Source organism: Arthrobacter flavus (assembly GCF_039526005.1).
GTDB classification, from domain to species: Bacteria; Actinomycetota; Actinomycetes; order Actinomycetales; family Micrococcaceae; genus Arthrobacter_D; species Arthrobacter_D flavus.
Window position 1 is genome coordinate 84106 of the sequence record NZ_BAAAIJ010000002.1, and the last position, 19193, is coordinate 103298.

General features: G+C 62.9%; 21 protein-coding genes, 1 pseudogene and 1 riboswitch. Of the genes and pseudogenes, 13 read left to right on the forward strand and 9 right to left on the reverse strand.

The genetic code is table 11. From position 1 onward, the window contains the following. Positions 1 to 50 precede the first annotated feature (50 nt). Positions 51 to 929: a C40 family peptidase gene (locus tag ABD059_RS00810; RefSeq protein WP_343877140.1), complete on the reverse strand. Its 879-nt coding sequence runs from the start codon at positions 927 to 929 to the stop codon at positions 51 to 53. A gap of 3 nt (positions 930 to 932) precedes the next feature. Further along, positions 933 to 1109, reverse strand: a riboswitch (cyclic di-AMP (ydaO/yuaA leader). Between the two features lie 96 nt (positions 1110 to 1205). On the opposite strand from ABD059_RS00810, the gene ABD059_RS00815 reads away from it, so the two are divergent. After that, positions 1206 to 1445: a hypothetical protein gene (locus tag ABD059_RS00815; protein WP_343877141.1), complete on the forward strand. Its 240-nt coding sequence runs from the start codon at positions 1206 to 1208 to the stop codon at positions 1443 to 1445. 480 nt (positions 1446 to 1925) lie between these two features. On the opposite strand, the pseudogene ABD059_RS17680 reads toward ABD059_RS00815, so the two are convergent. The 5 genes and pseudogenes from ABD059_RS17680 to ABD059_RS00835 all read right to left on the reverse strand — a co-directional run. Next, positions 1926 to 2060 (reverse strand): annotated as a pseudogene (locus ABD059_RS17680) (type IV toxin-antitoxin system AbiEi family antitoxin domain-containing protein); the annotation flags it as partial. A 573-nt stretch (positions 2061 to 2633) separates the two neighbouring features. After that, a complete protein-coding gene (mutM, locus tag ABD059_RS00820; RefSeq protein ID WP_343877142.1) occupies positions 2634 to 3677 on the reverse strand; it encodes a bifunctional DNA-formamidopyrimidine glycosylase/DNA-(apurinic or apyrimidinic site) lyase in 1044 nt (347 codons plus the stop codon). Positions 3678 to 3685: 8 nt separating this feature from the next. Further along, positions 3686 to 4474, reverse strand: a complete 789-nt coding sequence (gene rnc / locus ABD059_RS00825; RefSeq protein WP_343877144.1) for a ribonuclease III — start codon at positions 4472 to 4474, stop codon at positions 3686 to 3688. A gap of 63 nt (positions 4475 to 4537) precedes the next feature. After that, a complete protein-coding gene (rpmF, locus tag ABD059_RS00830; RefSeq protein WP_024476178.1) occupies positions 4538 to 4741 on the reverse strand; it encodes a 50S ribosomal protein L32 in 204 nt (67 codons plus the stop codon). Positions 4742 to 4743: 2 nt separating this feature from the next. Further along, the gene (locus ABD059_RS00835) at positions 4744 to 5310 is read right to left on the reverse strand and encodes a YceD family protein (RefSeq protein ID WP_343877145.1); all 567 of its coding nucleotides are present in this window, start codon (positions 5308 to 5310) and stop codon (positions 4744 to 4746) included. A 270-nt stretch (positions 5311 to 5580) separates the two neighbouring features. On the opposite strand from ABD059_RS00835, the gene ABD059_RS00840 reads away from it, so the two are divergent. The 5 genes from ABD059_RS00840 (at position 5581) to ABD059_RS00860 (ending at position 9317) form a co-directional block, all read left to right on the forward strand. Next, positions 5581 to 6174 carry a YdcF family protein gene (locus tag ABD059_RS00840; protein WP_343877146.1) on the forward strand — a complete coding sequence of 198 codons (594 nt, stop codon included), beginning with the start codon at positions 5581 to 5583 and terminating at the stop codon, positions 6172 to 6174. Positions 6175 to 6237: 63 nt separating this feature from the next. Next, positions 6238 to 6642, forward strand: a complete 405-nt coding sequence (locus ABD059_RS00845; RefSeq protein WP_343877148.1) for a TOBE domain-containing protein — start codon at positions 6238 to 6240, stop codon at positions 6640 to 6642. Between the two features lies 1 nt (position 6643). After that, positions 6644 to 7429, forward strand: coding sequence for a molybdate ABC transporter substrate-binding protein (gene modA, locus ABD059_RS00850; RefSeq protein ID WP_343877150.1), 786 nt, complete (start codon positions 6644 to 6646; stop codon positions 7427 to 7429). A 125-nt stretch (positions 7430 to 7554) separates the two neighbouring features. After that, on the forward strand, positions 7555 to 8283 hold the full coding sequence (locus ABD059_RS00855; RefSeq protein ID WP_343877178.1) for an ABC transporter permease: 729 nt from the start codon (positions 7555 to 7557) through the stop codon (positions 8281 to 8283). Next, the gene (locus ABD059_RS00860) at positions 8280 to 9317 is read left to right on the forward strand and encodes a sulfate/molybdate ABC transporter ATP-binding protein (RefSeq protein WP_343877152.1); all 1038 of its coding nucleotides are present in this window, start codon (positions 8280 to 8282) and stop codon (positions 9315 to 9317) included. The genes ABD059_RS00855 and ABD059_RS00860 overlap by 4 nt, the downstream gene beginning before the upstream one ends. 33 nt (positions 9318 to 9350) lie before the next feature. Here ABD059_RS00860 and ABD059_RS00865 read toward each other — a convergent pair whose 3' ends face one another. Continuing rightward, positions 9351 to 9659: a hypothetical protein gene (locus tag ABD059_RS00865; RefSeq protein ID WP_343877154.1), complete on the reverse strand. Its 309-nt coding sequence runs from the start codon at positions 9657 to 9659 to the stop codon at positions 9351 to 9353. Positions 9660 to 9706: 47 nt separating this feature from the next. Continuing rightward, complete coding sequence (gene coaD / locus ABD059_RS00870) at positions 9707 to 10183, reverse strand: pantetheine-phosphate adenylyltransferase (protein WP_343877156.1); 477 nt, start codon at positions 10181 to 10183, stop codon at positions 9707 to 9709. Positions 10184 to 10261: 78 nt separating this feature from the next. Here coaD and ABD059_RS00875 point away from each other — a divergent pair, with 78 nt between their 5' ends. The 3 genes from ABD059_RS00875 (at position 10262) to ABD059_RS00885 (ending at position 12753) form a co-directional block, all read left to right on the forward strand. Next, positions 10262 to 11500, forward strand: coding sequence for an aminotransferase class I/II-fold pyridoxal phosphate-dependent enzyme (locus ABD059_RS00875; protein WP_343877158.1), 1239 nt, complete (start codon positions 10262 to 10264; stop codon positions 11498 to 11500). Between the two features lie 35 nt (positions 11501 to 11535). Beyond that, positions 11536 to 12309, forward strand: a complete 774-nt coding sequence (locus ABD059_RS00880) for a spermidine synthase (protein ID WP_343877160.1) — start codon at positions 11536 to 11538, stop codon at positions 12307 to 12309. 153 nt (positions 12310 to 12462) lie between these two features. After that, a complete protein-coding gene (locus tag ABD059_RS00885; protein WP_343877161.1) occupies positions 12463 to 12753 on the forward strand; it encodes a DUF1540 domain-containing protein in 291 nt (96 codons plus the stop codon). A 74-nt stretch (positions 12754 to 12827) separates the two neighbouring features. Here ABD059_RS00885 and ABD059_RS00890 read toward each other — a convergent pair whose 3' ends face one another. Continuing rightward, positions 12828 to 13286: a hypothetical protein gene (locus ABD059_RS00890; RefSeq protein WP_343877163.1), complete on the reverse strand. Its 459-nt coding sequence runs from the start codon at positions 13284 to 13286 to the stop codon at positions 12828 to 12830. A 231-nt stretch (positions 13287 to 13517) separates the two neighbouring features. Between ABD059_RS00890 and ABD059_RS00895 the strand changes: the two genes are divergently transcribed. Genes ABD059_RS00895 through ABD059_RS00910 form a run of 4 tightly spaced genes read left to right on the forward strand, consistent with a single transcriptional unit; the run spans position 13518 to position 19192 of the window. Further along, positions 13518 to 14831 carry a glycosyltransferase family protein gene (locus ABD059_RS00895; protein WP_343877164.1) on the forward strand — a complete coding sequence of 438 codons (1314 nt, stop codon included), beginning with the start codon at positions 13518 to 13520 and terminating at the stop codon, positions 14829 to 14831. 58 nt (positions 14832 to 14889) lie between these two features. Continuing rightward, positions 14890 to 16173 (forward strand): glycosyltransferase family 4 protein, encoded by a 1284-nt coding sequence (locus tag ABD059_RS00900; protein WP_343877166.1) that lies wholly within the window; start codon positions 14890 to 14892, stop codon positions 16171 to 16173. Beyond that, positions 16173 to 17303 (forward strand): glycosyltransferase family 4 protein, encoded by a 1131-nt coding sequence (locus tag ABD059_RS00905; RefSeq protein ID WP_343877167.1) that lies wholly within the window; start codon positions 16173 to 16175, stop codon positions 17301 to 17303. The genes ABD059_RS00900 and ABD059_RS00905 overlap by 1 nt, the downstream gene beginning before the upstream one ends. After that, positions 17300 to 19192 carry an ABC transporter ATP-binding protein gene (locus ABD059_RS00910; protein WP_343877168.1) on the forward strand — a complete coding sequence of 631 codons (1893 nt, stop codon included), beginning with the start codon at positions 17300 to 17302 and terminating at the stop codon, positions 19190 to 19192. Before ABD059_RS00905 ends, ABD059_RS00910 begins: the two co-directional genes overlap by 4 nt. Position 19193 lies beyond the last annotated feature (1 nt).

The following is a 19193-nucleotide window of genomic DNA, read 5'->3' on the forward strand; positions in this document are numbered from 1 at the left end:
CTCCGATGACGCATTCGGTTGCTGACAACCGTTCCGCCGAAGCGGTGGGTTTAGAGGGTGTAGTACCCAACCAATGGCATGGCGTCGACCGCGTGGACCAGGGTGCCCTGGCTCGGGTTCAGTGCGCTGACCATCTGGCCGCCACCGATGTAGATGCCGACGTGTCCGCCGCCGTTCTGGATGACCAGGTCGCCGGGCTGAGGGTTGCTGGTGGGGGTCAGCGCGCCCATCTGTGCCTGGCTGGTGCGGGGCAGGTCGATGCCGTGCTGGGCGTAGACCCACTGCACGAAGCCCGAGCAGTCCCAGCCGCCTGGCGAGGTGCCGCCGAAGACGTAGGGGGAGCCGACGAGGCCCTGTGCGGTTCCTGCGATCCCTGCGCTGGAAACCTGTCCGCCAGTGGATGCTGCTCCCAGTGGCTGGATAGCCTCGGAAGCGGTGGTGATGCCCAGCGTGCTGGTTTCAGCAGGAGCCGGAGCGGCTGCTGGTGCAGCAACTGGAGCTGGAGCTGCAGCCGGTGCTGGTGCTGCTACCTGGGTGGCCTGGCCGGCGTTGCCGGACAGTGAGATGACGTCACCTGGGTAGATGATCGAATCCCAGCCGAGACCGTTCGAGGCGAAGATGGCCTCGATGCTGACGCCGTAGGTGCTGGCGATGCTGCCCAGAGTATCTCCGGACTGAACGGTGTGGGTGGTGGAGCTGGCGGCGGTCGTCTGGGCAACTGGTGCGGAGACGGCAGCCGGTGCGCTGACGTTGACTTCGCCTGCAGCGTTTGCTGGAAGTCCGGCGCTCAACATCAGACCTGATGCGGCAACGACTACAGCTGCTGGACGACCGATGGTGCCAGCGTGAGAGCTGACTGCCTTGGAAACGGTCTGCATGGCGCTTGGTGGGGTTGCACGGTGGCGCGCGATATAACGGTTCTTGGACATGATGTTGCCTCTCCCAATGCCTGCGAAGTTAGCTGTCGGATTCGGATGGGAGCCACCCGGGCGCAGTGCGCCTTCACCCCTAGGTCGTCTCGCGACGACCGCTACTACTGGTTCCCCCGCTTCTGCCTGATGTGTGCGAACGGACCCCCCGACGGCGGCAGAATTAGGCAATCTGTCGGGAGGACGCTGAGTTGAACGGAACCCGGCGTGCGATCTACTGTACATTTCCTGATTCGGGTTTGTCACATTTAGGTTACGGTGGCGGCGTGCTGTTGGATGGCCTGCCTCGTAGAGGGTCTTGACTGTGTCCATACCCAAGGGTTGCGGGTCCGGCCGTGGCAGGGCGAGGCAATCCTCAACGGCTTGCAGGAACTGCTCTGGGTGAAAAACGATCATCGAATACGTGACACGGAGGACACGCACCCCGCCGATCGTGAGCAGGTTCCACCGGCGGCGATCTTCGGCAAATTCGGCGGGTCCGCTGTGATGGCTGCGACCGTCGGCTTCGATGCCTAACTGCCCTTCGACGTAGAGGTCAAGCCGTCCTACGCCCTGGACGAAGACCTGCGTCTGGACGCTGAGTCCAGCACGGCGCAGGTGGTAACGGGCAGCGGTTTCGATGATGGATTTGGAATGGGGATCGATCATCCGAACCACTCCCCGTTCTCGGGCATCGCGTTTTCCGGCCAGCGCAGTGAGTAGATCTCTCGGCGTCACGAGTTTCAGCACGACCGCCGATTCCAGGATGCACAGGGCGTCCAGCTCGGGCAGGCATCTGACGCTTTGCACGCAGATGTCCAGGATGGTGAGGGGCCCTTTCGCCCGATGGATTCTAAACTCATCTCCGAGGGGCCGGCTGTGGTTAACGCTCACATGGATCCACCTCGGCGGGCGTAGCACCCAGAGGTTTCGTTGAACCGCAGCACTGATGCAGGCGAGTTCGGCTTTGGCACATGTTGCGGCAAGCAGGCTTCCAGTGGTGCCCGGAATGGCGAAAACCCCTGGCGCTGGAGTCACCACCTCGCCCCTTGCGAGTGCTGCCCGGAGGTGAACGGTGCTGAGACCGGCGCGGGTGAGGTCTTTTCGGCGTGCCACTCCGCCGAGGTCTTGGAGTGTCTTTACGGTGTCCATGCCCAATGGTTGCTCTTTCGGGGCGCCGATTATTCGGGCCACCTAGCTAAGTGGGTAAGTCTCTTTGGTGGAGCAGGAGTGGGGGCTGGGCTGGCTGGGCTGGATCCTGCGGCTTGGGGAGGCTCCAGCCCGGGTTTGCCCACTGTATGGGTCCAGCCGGTGGAGAGTTACGTACATGCCCAGTGAATCCGGTATACAGCGGGCAAAAGGTGTCAATCGACGTGCGTGGAAGCGCCAAGGCCGAATTCAAGGTGCAGGAGTGGCCCGGGGAGGAAGGCCAAGCTCGAGCGTGGTCCAGGCCCTTGGAGCTGGCCGAGGGCTTGCGCCTGAGCTCAGGTACTCAAGCTCGGGGCCGCTCGGGGCCGCTCGGGTGTGCTCAGGCGTGCCCGGGTGTGCTCGAGATGCCCTCTGCGGACTTTGGACCATAAACTTGCCCTATATGCCCACTGTATGAGTCCAGCCGGTGGAGAGTTACGTACATGCCCAGTGAATCCAGCCACACAGTGGGCAAAGAGGCCAGAAAGGGCCGTGGGTGCTGGATCTAGCCCACAGGCGCCCCGGGTGGGAGCTCTGCTACCAGCGGCCGTTGCGGGGTTTCGGCTGACACCGTGGGCAGCTGAACGACGAACGGTTCATGAACATCTCGCGGCGGATCAGCGAAACGCCGTCACAGAGCGGATCGGCGGCGCAGCGGGTACAGGGTTCTCCCTCGCGGCCATACGCGTTGAGGGAGCGTTCAAAGTAGCCGGAGCTGCCATTGACATTCACATAGAGCGAGTCAAAGCTGGTGCCGCCGGCGTCGAGCGCGCGCAGCATCACATCACGGCAGGCGTCAATCAGCCGTAGGGCGTCTGCCCGTCGCATGACATCGGTGGGACGGGCATAGTGGACCTTGGCGGCCCACAGCGCTTCATCGGCGTAGATGTTGCCGATTCCCGATATGAGCCCCTGGTCCAGGAGAGCCCGTTTGATCCCGGTCTTGCGTCGCCGGAGCGTGGAGAAGAAGCCGTCGAAAGAGAACGCCGGATCCAGTGGGTCGCGGGCGATGTGGGAAGCCTCCACCGGGATCAACGGCAGTGGGCTCTCCCCCAGCCCACCTGGATGGCCGTCAGTGGTCGACACCATCGACGTCACAAAGAGGCCCCCGAAAATGCGCTGATCGACAAACCGCAGCTCCTGCGGAAGGGGTCCGTCAGCGGGGTCGTCTACAGCCGACAGTGTGAGCCTGACCCGTAGGTGCTTTTCTTCGGGCGAGCCCGCGTCTTTGACCAGCAGCTGGCCGCTCATGCCCAGGTGAGCCATCAGGGCCACCGGGGCGGCGCCATGCGGCGGGACACCACTCGGCGCGGTACCACTCGGTGCGGCACTACTCGTGGCAACAACGGAGCCGGTCGTACCCGTCTCGGCAGGGGGAGCCAACGGCATCCACAGAAACTTTCCCCGCCGCACCACGTCCAGCACCCTGGCTCCCACGAGGTTGCCGGAAAAGTCCTCGACGCCAAGCCCGTGACGGCGGATGGAGCGGACATCGAGGACGTCGACGTCGTCAATGGTTCGTCCCACCACCCAGCGGGCGAGGCCGCGCCGCACCACCTCTACCTCGGGAAGTTCAGGCATGGTGCAGCTTAGGCTGACTCGCCCGAACCGGGGGCGAGGGCCTTGTCAGACGCACCAGCAGGGCCGGTGCCATTGGCCGGCGCGGAGACCGAGTAGGCGGCGGATTTCGGCTCGTGGGCCAGGTGGCGGAGCAGCTGCCAGGATGCAGCGGCTGCCTCCTGCTCGGCTTCCTTCTTGGAGGGGCCCGACCCGGAGCCATAGGGAAGTCCGCCGACGGTGAGGAGCGCTTCAAAGGTGCGAGCGTGGTCGGGGCCGGAGCCGGTGACCTTGTAGTCGATGGTGCCGAGCCGGCGTGCTGCTGCGATCTCCTGGATGCTGGTCTTCCAGTCGGTGCCAGCGCCCATCGCTACGGCGCTGCCGAGCAACGGCGCGACCAGCCGCATCACCATGGCCCGGGCTATCTCGATCCCGTTGTCCAGGTAGGTAGCGCCAATGATGGCTTCCATGGTGTCAGCGAGGATCGAGGCCTTGTTCTTGCCGTTGGTCAGCTTCTCCCCCTGACCCAGCAGCACATACTCGCCCAGCTCCAGGTCGCGGGCAATCCCGGCCAGCGCACGGGTGCTGACGACGGCGGAGCGTCGCTTGGCGAGATCCCCCTCCGACAGCTCGGGGTTGTCCCGGTACAGCGCGTCAGTGACCGCCAGCCCCAGCACCGAATCGCCCAGGAATTCCAGGCGCTCATTGGTGGGGATGCCCCCATGCTCGTAGGCGAATGAGCGATGTGTCAGGGCAAGACGAAGCGTCCCGGCGTCTATTGAGACACCGAGACGCTTCAAAAGGTCTTCAGTATTAGCCACGTCTACTTACGCGTTCGCATAAGAACGCTGCGGGTCCGGCGTTGCCGGGGTACGCAGCGGTCGTTAGACGTCGGCTACTTTGCGTCCCTTGTACTCAAGGAACAGTGCAGTGCCGGCGGAGTCGGTTACTACCTTGGCCTGGTGAGCCAGGCTGTAGGTAACGCGGCCGTTCTCCACGGTCTTCACCAGTTTGGGCGCAGTTGCCTTCCACTGGGACCGACGTGCACGGGTATTCGAGCGGGACATTTTCCGCTTAGGAACAGCCACGACTAACTCTCTTCTCTCTCGACAGACTCTGTACTTGCTGCCGCGTCGCTTGACGCTGCAGTGCCGGTCAACCCGGAAAGGGCAGACCAGCGGGGATCCAAAATTTCGTGCTGATGATCGGGGTCGTCTGCAAGGCGTGCTCCACACTCAGAACACAGACCCTCGCAGTCCTCCCGGCACACCGGCTGGAACGGCAGCGACGTTACCACTGCGTCCCGAAGCACCGGCTCAAGATCAATTGAATCCCGATCAACCCGGTGCTCTTCGACAGGCTCTTCTCCGTCCGACAACTCGACGTCGTCGTAGTAGAAAAGCTCCTGCACATCGATGCTGCTGCTGTACCTGATGGGATCCAAGCACCTGCCGCATTCGCCTACAATCCCGACGTCCGCGATGCCAGATACCAAAATGCCTTCATGTACTGCCTCAAGTCTCAGATCCAGTTCCACTGGGGAACCTTCCTGAACACCGATGAGAACCACACCGAAATCCTTTGGTGCGGGTACATGTTCTTCGATTGTTCGCATGCTGCCCGGGCTGCGCCCGAGGTCCTTGACATTGAAAATCAAAGGCGAACTGAGATCGCTCTTAATGGGAACTCCTGTAGAACATATGACCGACGTATCATCTTAGCCTGATAAGCCCGCCCGGCTCAAACCAGTTCCTCAGGACCCGGTATGCGGCTAACGCCGGCGACGACGGCGAGTGCCGCTCATGCCCACCTCACCACGGATTGGGTGCAGAGCCAAACGCGCCACGCGGGTAGCTCCCACGCGATGCGGCGCTCCGGTGGGGTCTGGTCCCCCAACTCCCCCGCCCCGGCACGTAGGCTGTGTCCGGTGAAGATCCCCCCAGCCACCAGTGCCTTCTGGCTGTGGCTGCGACGCTCGACGGCTACGCTGATGGCCCTCGCCTGCGTCTGGCTACTCGCCTGCTACTCCCTGTTCATCAACCCGCCGGTCTTCGACGCTGACTATCTGGCACGCGTCGATGCGGACGCCGTCGTGGTGTTGGGTGGCGCCAGTTCGGAGCGGCTCCCCGTGGGGCAGGAACTGGTTGCTGCCGGCCACTCATCCATCCTGGTGATGTCCACTACCAGCACCCCGGGGAACGTCGACGCCGACAGGTTGTGCCGCCGCCCGGCCCACGAGTCGCGGGTGTGCTTTGAGCCTGACCCCCGGACCACCCGGGGGGAGGCTCGCGCTTTGGCCCGGCTCGCCGCCGATCGGGACTGGGACACGCTGATCGTGGTGACCTCGGACTATCACTCCCTGCGTGCCTTCACCAACCTGAGCCAGTGTTCCACCGCGGACCTGGTCATGGTGCCTTCCGAGCCGGACCACGGGTTCCTTGAATGGCTGCCCCGCTTCGTCGAGGAGAGCGTCGCCGTTACTGCGAGCTACCTGCGCCCGGTGTGCGCCAACCGCATCTGAGACTCACCTCGCACTGCGCGGGAACCGAACCCTTGCCGCATCTGCTGCGATAGGGTGTTGTTTATGGCGCAAATACGGATAAAGGATGCGGCCCACTATCTTGGGGTCAGCAACGATACGGTGCGCCGCTGGGTGGACGATGGCACTCTGACCAGTGAAAAGTCGGGCTCCGGCATCACCACAGTCGACGGCCTGGAACTTGCGCACCTGGCCCGTGAGCGGGCGGTCCTACCGGATGATCCATCGGGGATGGACAGTTCCGCCCGTAACCGGTTTGTGGGACTGGTGACCCGGGTGGTAACGGACACGGTGATGGCCCAGGTCGAGCTGCAGTGCGGACCGCATCGGGTGGTGTCGCTGATGAGCGCCGAAGCCGTGCGTGATCTGGCGTTGGAGCCCGGCTCGGTAGCTGTTGCCGTGGTGAAGTCGACCACCGTAATTGTCGAAACCCCCAGCCGGAAAGCCTGACATGCAGACTAGACCTGGGCTGCCAGCCAGAGGACGACGTCGTCTCCTGGTTGCGTCGTCGGTGGCAGTTCTCGCGCTGTCGGCCTGCAGCACCCCCGGTGATGCAGTATCGGGGGACAACACGGTGACCGTCTTTGCTGCGGCATCCCTGCAATCGACCTTCACCACCCTCGCCGAGGACTTTGAAGCGGCGAATCCGGGGATGGAGGTGACGCTGAGTTTCGCCGGTTCCTCGGATCTGGCCACCCAGCTGTCCGCTGGCGCCCCAGCCGACGTGTTTGCGTCAGCGGCCACCGCCACCATGGACCGCCTGGTCCAGGAGGGCTTGATCGACGGAACCCCGGTGGATTTTGCGTCCAATACCCTCATGATCGCGGTTCCCCCGGGCAATCCGGCCGACGTGGCGGGTTTCGGCGATCTGGCGGATCCGAGCACGAGGGTTGTCCTCTGTGCTCCGCAGGTGCCCTGTGGTGCGGCGGCTGTCCAGGCGCAGCAAGCGGCAGGCATCACGGTGAATGCTGTCAGTGAGGAATCCTCGGTCACTGATGTGCTGGGGAAGGTGCGCTCCGGCGAGGCCGACGCCGGGCTGGTCTACGTCACCGATGTGCTCGCAGCCGGAGACGCAGTGGAGGGCATCGACTTTGACGAATCAGATCAGGCGGTGACCACCTATCCGGTGGCGGCGATGACGGATGGCAACGTGGAGGCCGCCCGTGACTTCCTTGATCTGGTGACCGGGCCCGAAGGCCAGCGGTTGCTCAGTGCTGCCGGGTTCGCCGCACCATGAGCAACCCCCTAGCGAGCATCTCCGCCCGGACCCCGCCCCGGGTCCGGTCCTTCAGCGATCGGTCGATCCAGCACGGCATTCCGCGGTGGGTGTTCCTCGTCGCCGGAATTGGTGCGCTGTTTGTCATGTTGCCGCTGGCAGCGATCATCTCGCAGGTGAACTGGGCGGAGTTTCTCTCCCTGATCACCTCTGATTCTTCGGTGGCAGCGCTGGGCCTGAGCCTGCGCACCTCGATGATCAGCACCGTGTTGTGCGTGGTCTTTGGGGTGCCGATGGCCCTGGTGTTGGCCCGGACCGACTTTCCCGGCCAGAAGCTGCTGCGTGCCCTCGTGCTGTTGCCACTGGTACTGCCTCCGGTGGTCGGCGGCATCGCGTTGCTGTACACCTTTGGCCGCCAGGGTCTGCTGGGGACCAGCCTTGAGGTCCTGGGGATCGACATTGCGTTCTCAACCACCGCCGTCGTGATTGCCCAGACGTTTGTGGCGTTGCCGTTCCTGGTGCTCAGCCTCGAGGGTGCGATCAGGTCGGCGGGCAACCGGTACGAAGCGGTGGCAGCAACCCTCGGCGCACGGCCGGGGACGGTGTTGCGGCGCATCACACTGCCCCTGGTGTTGCCTGGGTTGATCTCGGGGATGGTGCTGTCGTTCGCGCGGGCGCTCGGCGAGTTTGGCGCGACGCTGACTTTCGCTGGCAGCCTGGAGGGCGTCACCCGCACGCTGCCGCTCGAGATCTACCTGCAGCGAGAAACCGACCCTGATGCCGCCGTCGCGCTGTCACTGGTGCTGGTGGTGGTCGCTGTGCTGGTGGTAGGGCTGGCGCATCGGTCGCGGGCGCCCGGCGGGGGGGCACTGTGAGCCTGGTGGCCGATGTGCAGGTAGCGTCGCGCGGTCTGCATGTGCAACTCACGGTGGAGCGAGGCGAAACGGTGGCCATCCTGGGGCCCAACGGTGCCGGCAAGTCTACGCTGCTTGCCGTGCTTGCTGGATTGCTGCGTCCCGACGGCGGCAGCGCCACCCTGGGCGACACGGTTCTGTTCGGCGACCGGGTTTGGCTGCCGCCCTACGACCGAGGGGTGTCGCTGCTGGCGCAGGAGCCGCTGCTGTTTCCGCATCTCAGCGTGCTGGACAATGTGGCCTTTGGGCCGCGTAGCCGGGGCGAGGGCAGGGCTGCTGCCAGGGCCGAAGCGCTCCGGTGGCTTCAGGAGGTGGAGGCGGAGGAGTTTGCTGACCGTCGGCCGTCGGAGCTGTCCGGCGGGCAGGCACAACGGGTGGCGGTGGCCAGGGCGTTGGCCACCCATCCGCAGCTTTTGCTCCTGGACGAACCGATGGCGGCGCTGGACATCGCTGTGACTCCGGCCATGAGGCGGACCTTGCGTCGGGTCCTGACCGGTCGCAGCGCCATTATCGTCACCCACAATGTGCTTGATGCGCTGATGCTTGCTGATCGCACGATCATTGTGCAGGCCGGTGAGGTGGTTGAGATGGGTTCGACGCGCGAGGTGCTGGAACGTCCCCGGAGCGCTTTTGGGGCCGGACTGGCTGGGCTGAATCTGGTGATCGGAACCAGTGTCGGGGGTGGGTTGGTCACTGTCGAGGGGTTGCGACTATCCGCGCTGGCCGAGCAACCCCTGCCGGAGGGCCAGGAGGCGGCGGCGGTATTCAGTCCTCGTGCGGTGTCAGTGTTTGTCGAGGCACCGTCGGGCAGCCCACGCAACGTGGTGCCGGTGACGGTCAGCGACCTGGATCAACGCGGTGAGCTGGTGAGTGTCCGGGCTGGTCATCTCAGCGCCGATATTACGGCCGCGGCTGCGGCAGATCTCGACCTGGTGCCCGGCATGCGGGTGTTCTTTGTGGTCAAGTCCACCGAGATCGCCCTGTACGCGAGGTAGCTGTACGTGAGGTAGCTGTACGTGAGGTAGCCGCTACTTGCGGGTGTCGCTGTCCGTCGACTCAGCTGCGTCAGACTCAGCTGCGTCAGACTCAGCTGCATCGTCCTCAGCTGCGTCAGACTCACCCGCGTCGTCGGAGGCGCCGTCGTCGCGCTCGTCAAGTTCCTCGTTGAGCTCTTCCTTGCGGAATTCGGTTTCGGGGTGTGGTTCGCCCTCGTCCACATATTCCTCGTCGATCTGGCGGTGGACTTTGCTGTTCAGCATTTCCACTTCACCATCGGCCAATTCGTCGAGGTCCTCGGGAAAGGGATCTTCGGGCGCGAGGCGGGTCTTGTCGTTCATGAGGCCAGACTACTTCATCGGCCGTGATCGGTCAGCCCGGGCGTGCGCTACGAGGAGGGCCGTTTGAGCCTTTTCAGCACGCCCTTGGGAACGAACGGCGAGATGTCTCCGCCGAGTGACGCGACCTCTTTCAGGAGCGACGACGACAGGTGGGTGTAGCTGTTTTCGGCCGGGATGAAGACCGTTTCGACGCCGGTGAGCTGGCGGTTCATGGTGGCCATGGGCAGCTCATAGTCAAAGTCCTGGCTGGAGCGCAGACCCTTCACGATGAGGTTGGCGCCATGTGCGCGGCAAAAGTCAGCCAGCAGACCGTCACTCATGGGCAGGACCGACACACCCCTGAGGTACTGGAGGGTTTCGCGGACGCTGTCGAGGCGTTCATCCAGGTCGAATCGGTAATTTTTGGCTGGGTTGTTGGACACCGCAACGATTACCTCGTCAAAAAGGCTTGCGGCTCGGGCGATGACCTCCACGTGACCGTTGTGGATGGGGTCAAAGGATCCGGGGCAGACTGCACGACGCATGGTTCGAATCTACAGTGAAGTGCGCTGCGGCACATCCGGCCGCGACGGTGCAGCGTCATAACGGCAATACTTGAGTGCATGAGTTCAACTACTTCATCACTGGTGACCGGCACCGCCACAACCCCTACGCCATGGCAACGGACGGCGTCGGGCGCCAACCTGTTGGCCTCCGATGGGCGTCTCGGTGTCACGATCTTCGAGGAAATCACCATGTTGGCGATGCAGCACGGCGCCATCAACCTGGGTCAGGGTTTTCCTGATGAGGATGGTCCGGTTGAAATTCTTGAGGCTGCCCGTGCGGCCATTGCGGCGGGCGCCAACCAGTATGCGCCGGGGCAGGGACTGCCGGTGCTGCGGGAGGCCATCGCTGCCCATCAGGAGCGGTTTTACGGGCTGACCCCGGATCCCGGTGCCGAGATTATTGTCAGCACCGGCGCAACCGAGGGCATTGCCTCAGCTGTGTTGGCTCTTGCCGGGCCCGGCGATGAAGTGCTCACCTTTGAACCGTTCTATGACTCGTATGGCGCGACGATCGGTCTGAGTGGCGCTACCCACACCACTGTTCCGTTGTTGGCTCCCGATTTTCAGCCCGACCTGGACGCCCTTGAGCGGGCCGTCAACGCCAACACCCGAATCATTCTGGTCAACAATCCGCACAACCCCACGGGCACCGTGTTTACGCGGGAGGTGTTGCAGAAGGTTGTCGATCTTGCGGTGAAGCACAACGCGGTGATCGTCACCGACGAGGTGTATGAGCACCTCACCTTCGGCGTCAGGCATCTGCCGATTGCGTCGTTGCCTGGCGCCGCGGACCGCACGCTCACCATTTCCTCGGCGGGGAAGACGTTTTCGGTCACCGGCTGGAAAATTGGGTGGATCAGTGGGCCACGGGACCTCATTTCGGCGGTCCGTACGGTGAAAACCTTTCTGACCTACAGCTCCGGGACTCCGTTCCAGAGCGCTGTTGCACACGGCTTGGGCCTGGACGACAGCTTCTTCGAGGCGACCGCCGCAACGCTGCAGCGTAAGCGGGACATTCTCAGTGCCGGTCTTGAGGCTGCCGGTTTCGATGTCTTTTCACCCCAGGGCACGTACTTCGTGAACGTCGACGCAGCGCCGCTCGGAATTTCGGATGCCACCGTGTTGGCTCGGCGGTTGCCCGAACTGTTGGGGGTTGCGGCTATTCCGGTGGCTGTCTTTTGCCATCCCGAGGGTGCAGCACGGACCAGTTCGTTGCTCCGGTTTGCGTTCTGCAAGAAGACCGAGGTGCTCGAGGAAGCAGCTGAGCGTCTGTCGACGTTGCGGGCTCGGCTGTGAAGGGTGTTGAACTGGGCGCCGACGAGGATGGCGCTGTGCCCACTCTTCCCCTTGCCGGCAGTGGCCAGCTAGCCGAAATCGATGAAGACGCGTTCACCGAAGGCGCTTTCATTCTCAGTATTGGTGGTGCCCAACAATCGCATGTTGATCTGGGGAATCCCGGGCACGTCTTTTACGAGTATCTGCGGCGTATTGCGAATGTGCTGGATATCTTCAGACCCGCCGGAGAGCCAATTCGGGTGGTGCATCTCGGTGCTGGCGCGTTGACGTTGGCGCGCTACGTGCAGGCGACACGACCGGGTTCTGAGCAGGTTGCTGTCGAACTGGAACAGGAGTTGTTGGACTTTGTCCTGGAGCACCTGCCGCTGCCTGATGGGACCAGCTGTTCCCTGGTGATTGAGGATGCCCGGGTGGCGCTCGACAGGTTCGAGCCGGGCTCGTTCGATGCAGTGGTGCTCGATGTGTTTGCCGGCGATGATGCCCCTGCCCATCTCACCGATCAGGCGTTCTATCAGGCGCTGACCTCCTTGGCGGCTCCGGGTGGAGTTGTTCTCGTCAATGTTGGGGACGATCCGCCGCTGACCTTTGCCCGTGCCCAGGTTCGTCGGTTGCAGGCGGCGGCCGACGACGTCGCGGTGCTGGCTGATGCGGGAATGATCGGAGGGCAGATGGCTGGGAATATCGTGGTGGTGGGGACCGATGCGGTGTGGCCCGCCGAGTGGTCGGCGGCGCTGGTAGCGGCGGGTCCGCATCCGGGTGCCGTGGTGACCGGTTCCGACCTTGTTGCATTCTCTTCGGGACCGCAGTAACGCCAGGGCGTGCATTATCCTATTCATCCGTCCGCAATACGAAAGCAATAAATACGCTAATTTAATGTGCGCTATCGAATTGCTTTTATCGGCTGTTTTTTCATTCGTTCAGCAGTACCGTTGATGCATAAGACGGCTACTGATGGAGGAACCATGACAACCGAGGTCACGAGCGTTTCAGAGTGCAGTGTTGAATCCTGCTCCTTTAATCACGACGGCTGTACTGCCTATGCGATCACTGTCGGTGGTAGCCGCGATCATGCATCATGTTCGACGTTCATCGACACGTCAGAGACCGGCGGTTTGCCGATGGTGTTGGCTCACGTCGGTGCCTGCCAGCGCACCGAGTGCACGTTCAACGACCACCTGATGTGCGGCAAGACCAATGTGACCATTGGCCACGGCGCCGACACTGCTGATTGTCTGTCCTACCAACCGCAGTAGGACCTCCTCGCCGTTTCACGGTGTCACAGAGTCACGGTGTCACAGAGTCACAGAGTCACAGACCCGGTTGTCCACTAGGACGGTCGGGTCTGTGCATCCAGAGAAGGTTGTGCATTCAGAGGGGTTTGTCCATTCACTGGAGTACGCCAGTTCAGGAGTGCCACGAAGAGCGTGGTGACAATCGTGGTGCCCGCGATGATGAGAATCGCACCGACGATCCATAACCCGGAGTCGTCCATGTGTCCGGCTGAGATGGCAAACGCGGTGGTGAAGGCGACTGGCATCACCGTGACAACAGCAGCCGGATGCAGCATCCTGTTGCCGATCCAGCCGAGACCTGCCCAGGCGAGAATGCATCCGCCGACCTGCCACCACTCATAGGGTCCGGATACCGAGCCGGTTGCGGGGTCGACGTCGTACTCTGTGTCCCACGCGAACCAGCCCCACCACAACCCGGCGCTCAGTGCGAAGAGAGAGATGGCTCGAAGCGTGCCGGTGGTACTGAGAACTGGGTGGCGTGAGGCATGTTTCATGATTGATCTTTCAGGTTCATGATTGATCGTTCAGGACGGGCGCTGACCCCAATAGTCCCACGGGCCAGTCCTGGCATCCCTTCAGCGCGTTCGGGCCCGTCTCCGGGGCTTCGCTGGCAGGCAGCCGGATGAGAGTTCTCTCATAAGGGGCTCATGAACGTCTCATGGGTGGCTGACTAGATAGAGAACCTGCAGCAGTTACATCACCGCAGGGAAAGATCGGTCACCACCATGGCAACGCATTTGACTCAGGCGCACTCGTCGAAGGGACTGTCCTCGACAGAGCGCTCCTCCCAGGAACTCCGTGTTGTGCTCTACTCCCATGATTCCCAGGGGCTGGGCCACACCCGACGCAATCTGGCGCTGGCCCACTCTCTTGCTGCAAGCCTTCCGGGGTTGACCGGTCGCACAGTGACCGGGTTGCTGGTCACCGGCGAATCACAGGCCACCCGGTTCGACAGTCCCGACGACTGGGACTGGGTGGTGCTTCCCGGTATTTCAAAGGGCAGCGACGGCTATACGCCCCGCAATCTGGCGATCAATCAGTCCAAGCTCATCAGGCTGCGGTCGCAGATTATGGATGCCGTATTGTCCGAGTTTCGACCCCATCTGGTGGTGGTGGACCGTCACGCCTTCGGTGTCGACCATGAACTCATTTCGGCGCTGTCAAAACTGAAGAAGGCTCGACCCGACTGCAAGGTTGTCCTGGGCTTGCGTGAAGTCCTGGACACTCCCGAGGTCGCACGACGGGAATGGACCGCCCTCGGTGATCTGAATCGCCTGTGTGAGTACTTCGATGAGCTGTGGGTGTATGGCGATCCGGCCATTCACGATCCGGTGAGCTCCGGTGAGATTCCCGACACGCTGGCGTCGATGGTGCGGTACACCGGCTACCTGTCGGATGGCCGGCAAGTCAGGCGCCGTACCGGTGCCACGGGAAAGCCCTACGTCCTGACCATGGCTGGCGGTGGCTCGGATGGACGCTCTGTTCTGCTGACCGCTGCGAAGGCAACAGTCCCCCACGGCTACGAACACCTGATTGTCACGGGACCTCAGATGCCCAAGGAGGACCGGATCCTCATCGAACAGGCGGCAGCGCCGGGCACCCGGGTGGTATCGATGGTGCGGGACGGTCTGGCCGAAATGCGTGAAGCATCGGCGATTGTGTCAATGGGCGGGTACAACTCGGTGTGCGAAATCATGAGCACCACCACCCCAGCCCTGGTTGTTCCCCGGGTGAAGCCCCGTCAGGAACAGCTCATCAGGGCCCAGTCGTTGGCCCGTCATCAGGTCGTGGATCTGTGTCACCCGGACCAGTTCACGCCGCAGGTTCTCACCGATTGGTTCGACTCGGTGGTGGGAACGCCGACGCAACGACTCAACGTCGACCGGAGCGGACTGGCGACTGTGGGCGGCTATGCAGCCGGCCTGCTCGGCTTGACCGATTCCACGGCGCCGTCGGAGTCCACCGAACTGGCCGGACCCTCCGTCCCGTCCGTATCCTCCACCCGTCACAACGATTGGCAGACCCTTGCAGCCGTCTAGTCCCGCACGCACCGCCTACATCCTGAAGATCTATCCCCGATTTTCGGAAACCTTCATCGTGACTGAAATTCTGGCCCGTGAAGCCGCCGGCGACGAATTGGAGATCTTTTCGTTGCGGCCGCCAGCCGATCCTCGCTTTCATCCCGAACTGGCGCGGGTCCAGGCACCCGTCACGTATGTGTCCAAACCAGCAAAACTGGCTGAGGGGTGGACCATCATGTCTGCGGCGCACGCGGCGATGCCAGGCTTCGGGGACCGGTTTGCCCGCATGCTTCCGGACCTTGCTGGACTGGACCCGGTCGAGGTCCATCAGGGGGTGGAGCTTGCCACCCTGCTGTGGCAACGGAACATTTCCCACCTTCATGCGCATTTTGGCTCGATTGCCGCCCGGACCGCCAAGATTGCGTCCGAGCTGACCGGCATTCCGTTTTCATTCACCGCCCATGCCAAGGACATCTTTCATGAGGAGGTGGATCTTGAGGTACTGAGGAGTCTGATCGGTACCGCTCACCATGTGGTCACGGTCAGCGATTTCAATCTGGCGTACCTGGCGGGGCTCTTTCCGGACCATGCTGACCGGGTGTCCCGGGTCTACAACGGCCTCGAACTCGAACGGTTTCCCTTTGTTGCGCCGTCTTCTCCCAGGCCGGCGCTTCGGGTTGCCGCCGTGGGAAGGCTGGTCGAGAAGAAGGGGTTTAGCCTTCTTCTGGATGCAGTCGCCGAACTGGTGCGCCGGGGTGTGGCGCTTGAGGTCCGTATCGCTGGTGGCGGCGAGCTCTACGAGCAGTTGGCACAGCAGATCGTTCAGGTCGGGTTGCAGTCCACTGTCACGCTGCTGGGTCCGCGGACCCAGGCAGAGGTGGTTGAACTGCTGCGATGGGCCGATGTGTTCACGGCCCCTTGCCTGGTGGCCCAGGACGGCAACGCCGACGGTCTGCCGACCGTGCTGCTGGAGGCAATGGCGATGGGAGTGCCGTGCATTGCCAGCGATGTGACGGGGATTCCCGAGGTCATCACCGACGCCAACGGCGTGTTTGCGGCAGAGCCAGGGGTGGCCAGGAGGTCAGCGAATACCGAGCAGACCGGGATCCTGATCCGTTCGGGTGTCCTCGGCGATCTGGTTGATGCCCTGGTGACCGTAGCGTCGTCGTCGTTCGATCGGCAGTCGGTTGCCCTTGCTGCTCGACGGCTGATCGAGACGTCGTTTGATTCCCACCGGCAGTCAGCGCTGTTGCAGGACCTGCAATCGGGTAGGACCGCAGGCGAAATTGGTAGGACTCCCGGGACTAGACCGGGCAGACCAGCGGATCGGGTGCTGGAAGAGGCGGTGACCCTCTCATGATGCGTGTCGCCTATCTGTGTCTGGACCCCGGGGTTCCGGTTTTCGGTTCCAAGGGTGCCTCGGTCCATGTCCAGGAAATCATTCGTAGTTGGCGTGCACGTGGCGCCGATGTGACGATCTACTGCACTCGGCCGGGCTCCGACATTCCGGCTGATCTTGCCGATGTCCCGGTGGTTGTTCAGCCCATTCCCCAGGGCAATGGGGTCGAACGGGAACGTGCCCAGGCTGCTGCCGCTACGGCATTGGCCGACCGGGTCATCGCCGATGGTGCAACGGTGGTGTATGAGCGCTATTCGCTGTTCAGCGACGCTCTCGCCCGGGTGACTTCTGCGCTGAACATTCCGGGATTCCTTGAGGTCAATGCCCCGCTGATCGATGAGCAACGTATCCATCGTTCCCTAGTGAATGAGGATGTTGCTCTTGAGGTGTTGCAGCGGCAGGTGGCTGCGGCAGCCCGCACGGTGTGTGTGTCCGAACCGGTCGCTGGGTGGGTGAAGGACCGGGTGTCCGTTGAGCATCATTCGACGGTTGCGGTGGTCGCGAATGGGGTGAACGTCAATCGGATTCAGCCAACGCCCGAGACTGTGGGCACCCCCGTGGTGGTGTTTGTTGGAACGCTGAAACCCTGGCACGGCGTCGAGACGTTGATCCAGGCGAAGGCTGTTGCGTCGACCGATTGGGCGTTGCGGATTGTTGGAGCCGGGCCTGAAGGTGAGCGGCTGCGTGAACTAGCGGCGTCGACCGGCACAGCCGTCGAGTTCACCGGAGCCATCACCCCCGAGCTCATTCCGGCGGCGTTGGCTGGCTGTGCGGTTGCTACGGCGCCCTATCCGGCCATGAAAGACGCGAATGACCAGTACTTCTCGCCGTTGAAGATCTATGAATACTGTGCCGCGGGGTTACCGGTGGTGGCATCCCGGGTGGGTCAGGTGCCAGCCATTATCGACGACGGCGTGACCGGCCTTTTGGTGGATCCCTCAAATCCTGCGGCGCTTGCAGCCGCACTTGACGATCTGGCGGGGGCTCCGCTCGCGAGGGCTGCAATGTCGGATGCTGCACGCACGATGGCCACCGCTCATCACAGCTGGGACAGCGTGTTGGACCGAATCACTGAAGGGATCATGGCATGAGCCTTTCGAAGACCCCTTCGGCTCCGGAAATCATCAGGGCACCGGAACCTGCGACGCTGCCCACCATCGGTCCCAAGATGGCGCGCAGCCCGCTGCGCCGGACCATCAATATCGCCAAACCCCATCTACGCAAACACCGGATGCTCATGGGCGGCGGAGTGGTGGCGTTGCTCTTTGAAGTGATTTTCAGGGTCCTGGAGCCGTGGCCGGTGAAGTTTGTGGTCGATGCCATTTCGCGCAGCCTGGGTGCCGAGCTTGCCGGAACCGGTCCGTTGGCGACCGAGGGGCTGCTGCTGGCTTGCGGCGTCGGGCTCCTGGTGATCATTGGGATGCGGGCGCTGTGTAACTATCTGGCCACTGTGGCGTTTGCCCTTGCCGGATCGCGGGTGGCTACCGAGCTGCGCGGACGGGTCTTTGAACATGTCCAGTCGCTATCCACGCGCTACCATTCCTCGTCGCGGACCGGTGACACCATCCAGCGGTTGGTGGGCGACGTCGGCCGGCTGCAGGAGGTGGCGGTCAGCGCCGGGCTGCCGCTGATCGCCAATTGCATCACGCTGGTGGTGATGGGCGGCGTGATGTTTTGGCTTGATCCGTTGCTGGCGTTGGTAGTGGTGGTGGCGTGTGCCAGCTTCCTGCTGTTGTCGCGACTGAGCACCGGGAAAATCACTGTCGCTGCGCGGAGAACCCGGAAGGGTGAAGGGTCGTTAGCCAACACCGCCCAGGAGAGTCTGGGCGCCATTCGGGTGGTGCAGACCTATGGGCTGGAGAAGACCCTGTCGGACCGGTTTGGCAGCAGCAACCAGAAGACGCTGAAGGACGGGGTGCAGTCCCGTCGTTTGGCGGCCGCGTTGGAGCGACGCACCGATGTCATTGTCGGCGTTGCTACCGCCGTCGTCCTGGCTGGTGGCGGCTGGCGGGTGGTGCAGGGAGCGATGACTCCCGGCGACCTGGTGCTGTTTCTGATGTACCTGAAGACTTCGATGAAGCCGTTGCGCGATTTGGCCAAGTACACCGGGCGGATTGCCAGGGCGACGGCGTCCGGTGAGCGGGTGGCCGATCTGCTCGATGAGCGGGTGGACATTGTCGATGCCCCGGACGCTGTGTCCCTGGGTAAAGCGTGGGGCGATGTCGAGTTCCGGGACATGACCGCCGCCTACGGTGATGGTGCGCCGGTGCTGAAGAACCTCAACCTTTCGCTGGTGGGCGGTCGCACGACGGCGATTGTGGGTCCGTCCGGGTCCGGAAAATCGACGTTGGTGTCGCTGATGGTGCGGATGATGGATCCGGTGTCGGGATCGGCCCATGTTGATGGTCTTGATCTGCGGACGGTGAAGCTTGAGTCGTTGCGGTCGAATATCAGTCTGGTGCTGCAGGACGCTGTGTTGTTTACCGGCACCATCCGGGAAAATATCCGCTATGGCCGTGCCGATGCTTCCGATGAAGAAGTGGAGCGGGCTGCGATGTTGGCCAATGCCCATACGTTCATCGCAGGTTTTGCGGACGGGTACGACACCCTGGTCGGCGAGCGCGGCGGCACGTTGTCCGGTGGGCAACGGCAGCGGATCACTATTGCGCGGGCGTTGCTTCGCGACGCGCCGGTGGTGATTCTCGATGAGGTGACGACCGGGTTGGATCAGGAGTCACGGTCCGAGGTGTTGGCTGGTCTGGCCACTCTGACCGAGGGTCGTACCACCATCACGATTACCCATGAGGCGTCGGTGGCTCTCACCCATGATCGGGTGGTGTGGTTGCAGGACGGTCGGGTGCTGCTGGATGGATCTCCTGCTGAACTGATGGAGCATCAGGTGTTTGCTTCCTGGGTTCGTCAGCAGCAGGCAGCCGATGAAGCACATCTGGCGGAGAAGTCCGCCGGTGGTGCAGGATGAG